This window comes from Mesorhizobium sp. M7A.F.Ca.US.006.04.2.1 (assembly GCF_004022915.1).
GTDB classification, from domain to species: domain Bacteria; phylum Pseudomonadota; class Alphaproteobacteria; order Rhizobiales; family Rhizobiaceae; genus Mesorhizobium; species Mesorhizobium ciceri.
Map to the genome: position 1 here is coordinate 1 of NZ_RZQA01000934.1, position 2,326 is coordinate 2,326.

The 2,326-nt window shown below is 60.5% G+C and carries 4 protein-coding genes; all 4 read left to right on the top strand.

Annotated features, from left to right (window positions below):
- The first annotated feature begins 393 nt into the window (after positions 1–393).
- A complete protein-coding gene (gene secE, locus EN925_RS32395) occupies positions 394–597 on the top strand; it encodes a preprotein translocase subunit SecE (protein ID WP_013531408.1) in 204 nt (67 codons plus the stop codon).
- A gap of 27 nt (positions 598–624) precedes the next feature.
- Entirely contained in the window at positions 625–1,152 is a 528-nt protein-coding gene (gene nusG, locus EN925_RS32400) for a transcription termination/antitermination protein NusG (protein ID WP_013531409.1), read from the top strand.
- A gap of 158 nt (positions 1,153–1,310) precedes the next feature.
- On the top strand, positions 1,311–1,739 hold the full coding sequence (gene rplK / locus EN925_RS32405) for a 50S ribosomal protein L11 (RefSeq protein ID WP_013531410.1): 429 nt from the start codon (positions 1,311–1,313) through the stop codon (positions 1,737–1,739).
- Positions 1,740–1,743: 4 nt separating this feature from the next.
- Positions 1,744–2,326 (top strand): 50S ribosomal protein L1 (gene rplA, locus EN925_RS32410; protein WP_128337226.1); only part of this gene is annotated, 583 nt, incomplete at its 3' end.

A 2,326-nucleotide genomic window follows, 5' to 3' on the forward strand; every position in this document is an offset into this window, starting at 1 on the left:
TCCCTGAATGGCATTCAACCCAATGTCTCGCCGTTTCGGAATGGCGTTCAAAACGATATTTCCATGGTCCGGCCTTTGAAAATCGGCAACCCGCTTGCCATATAGGGTCGATTGGGGCATAAGAGCGCCATAGCCGGGACGGAACGACTGGATGGTTCCGAGGCGGTGTTTGGTCATAAAGCGGAGACTTGCCACTTGCGTGGATCAAGAATCGGTTTTATGTAGACGAAACAGACACGCGACGCGTGGAGCTGGGAAACCGGCTTTACGCGTCTGATTTGCATGGGCGAAATGATTGCGCTGATTCGGCGCGAAATTCGCTCAGGCGGCACGTCCCGGCCAGCGGGATCATCCAGGAGACCCGGCCAACGGGTCTTGAAGACAGAGCGGCATATGGCTTCGAAAACCACAAATCCTTTCGTCTTTCTCCAGCAGGTTCGCGCGGAGACCGCCAAGGTGACTTGGCCGTCGCGGCGCGAAACGATGATCTCGACGGTGATGGTTCTGGCCTTCGCAGTGATCGCGATGATCTTTTTCTTCACCGCTGATCAGCTCATGGGCCTCGCGGTCGAACAGATTCTGGGCATCGGACGCTAAGTCCGGCGATTACGGAGAAGTCTTGAAATGACCGCGCGCTGGTACATCGTCCACGCCTATTCGAACTTTGAAAAGAAGGTCGCCGAGGATATCGAGAACAAGGCCAAGCAGAAGGGCCTGTCTGCCGACATCCACCAGATCGTGGTTCCGACCGAGAAGGTCGTCGAAGTTCGCCGCGGCCGCAAGGTCGATGCCGAGCGCAAGTTCTTCCCGGGCTATGTGCTGCTGAAGGCCAATCTGACCGACGCCGTGTTCTCGCTGGTCAAGAACACGCCGAAGGTCACCGGCTTCCTGGGTGACTCCAAGCCGGTGCCGATCACCGAGGCGGAAGCGCAGCGCATCCTGAACCAGGTCCAGGAAGGCGTCGAGCGGCCCAAGCCCTCGGTCACGTTCGAGATCGGCGAAGCGATCCGCGTTTCGGATGGTCCCTTCGCGTCGTTCAACGGTTTCGTCCAGGAAGTGGACGAGGAGCGGGCGCGGCTCAAGGTGGAAGTTTCGATCTTCGGGCGCGCCGTGCCTGTCGATCTGGAATTCGGGCAGGTCGAAAAGGGCTGATACGAAATCCCTGAAGCAGGTTTGGCGATCAGGGGAGGCGGCGCGGAAGCGCGGCCTGAGAACGGTGGGAGACGAATGCGGCTTTAGCCGGCCGCATGGATCGCACCACCAGACTGCAACCGCCGGCATGACCGGCATAGACAAAGGCAGGAAAAGAGATGGCTAAGAAAATTGCAGGCCAGCTCAAGCTCCAGGTGAAAGCGGGATCGGCTACGCCGTCTCCCCCGATCGGCCCGGCGCTTGGTCAGCGTGGCATCAACATCATGGAGTTCTGCAAGGCGTTCAACGCGCAGACCCAGGAAATGGAAAAGGGATCGCCGGTTCCGGTTGTCATCACCTACTATCAGGACAAGTCCTTCACCTTCGTCATGAAGACGGCGCCGGTGAGCTACTTCCTGAAGAAGGCGGCGAACCTGACCTCTGGTTCCAAGGAGCCGGGCAAGGTCAAGGCCGGTACGGTTTCGCGTGACAAGGTCCGCGAGATTGCCACCGCGAAGATGAAAGACCTGAACGCAAACGACGTCGAAGCGGCCATGCGCATGGTCGAGGGCTCCGCCCGCTCGATGGGTCTGGAAGTGGTGGGCTAAGATCATGGCAAAGATTGCAAAGCGTGTATCGAAGACCCGCGAAGGCATCGATCCCAACAAGGCTTATGCCCTGGGTGATGCGCTGAAGCTGCTCAAGGACCGTTCCTCGGTGAAGTTCGATGAGACCATCGAAGTCGCCATGAACCTCGGCGTCGACCCGCGCCATGCCGACCAGATGGTCCGCGGCGTGGTCAACCTGCCGAACGGCACCGGCCGCTCGGTACGTGTCGCCGTGTTCGCCCGTGGCGACAAGGCCGACGAAGCGCGCGCTGCCGGCGCCGACATCGTTGGTGCCGAGGATCTGGTCGACATCGTCCAGAAGGGCACGATCGATTTCGATCGCTGCATCGCCACGCCGGACATGATGCCGCTGGTCGGCCGTCTGGGCAAGGTGCTCGGCCCGCGCGGCATGATGCCGAACCCGAAGGTCGGAACCGTCACCACCGACGTTGCCGCCGCCGTCAAGGCGTCCAAGGGCGGCGCCGTCGAGTTCCGTGTCGAGAAGGCTGGCATCGTCCATGCCGGCGTCGGCAAGGTCTCGTTCGACGTCAAGGCCCTGGAAGAGAACATCCGCGCCTTCGCCGATG

Bases quoted from the DNA above. Each gene is read 5' to 3' on its own strand.
- nusG (WP_013531409.1), top strand. From the start codon at position 625: ATGACCGCGCGCTGGTACATCGTCCACGCCTATTCGAACTTTGAAAAG.
- rplK (WP_013531410.1), top strand. From the start codon at position 1,311: ATGGCTAAGAAAATTGCAGGCCAGCTCAAGCTCCAGGTGAAAGCGGGA.
- secE (WP_013531408.1), top strand. From the start codon at position 394: ATGGCTTCGAAAACCACAAATCCTTTCGTCTTTCTCCAGCAGGTTCGC.